The organism is Elstera litoralis, from assembly GCF_000963705.1.
Taxonomy (GTDB): domain Bacteria; phylum Pseudomonadota; class Alphaproteobacteria; order Elsterales; family Elsteraceae; genus Elstera; species Elstera litoralis.
Window position 1 is genome coordinate 1 of sequence record NZ_LAJY01000982.1, and the last position, 582, is coordinate 582.

The following is a 582-nucleotide window of genomic DNA, read 5'->3' on the forward strand; positions in this document are numbered from 1 at the left end:
TTAAGGGCATTGCTTAAACCGCCTTCAGACTCTAAGCGATCATCGTAAAGTTGCTCCCGGTCAACGCCGCCAGCGTTGCACTGGTCGAATTGCCAATGATCCCGATTTCTGTGCCGGTTCCAGCGCCCGTACTAATATCCGTATCGTGCGTAATATGAATTTTACTATCGACCGAGCTATACCATAGCACAATCGCACTTCCTGAATTGTCGGTGATGGCAGCCGCCGTCGCGTTCAACTCGGCCTGAGCCGCAGCGTAAGAAGCAAAACCGGTCGTGTTCAACAGAATAACCGCATCGACATTGCCCGCCGTCGCCGTATTCGCCAAGCTGGTGAGCGTGGCGCCGCCGGAAGACAGTGTGGCAACCTTCATAGTTCCTACGTTACTCGTCATACCCAGCGCGCTGACATTGAAACAGAGATTATCGGTCGCAGTAAAATCGGTGATCGTATCGACGCCACTATTGGCAGCAGACAGATCCGCCGCCGCGCCGTCGGCTGAGCCAAAATAGAAGGTATCGCCCCCGGCACCGCCGGTAAGAGTATCATTGTCGCGACCGCCGATCACTTGGTCGTTACCAT

Annotated in this window: 1 pseudogene; it reads right to left on the bottom strand. The window is 54.6% G+C overall.

Annotated features, from left to right (window positions below):
• Window positions 1-31: 31 nt before the first annotated feature.
• Window positions 32-582, bottom strand: a pseudogene (locus tag VZ95_RS26385) (hypothetical protein); the annotation flags it as partial.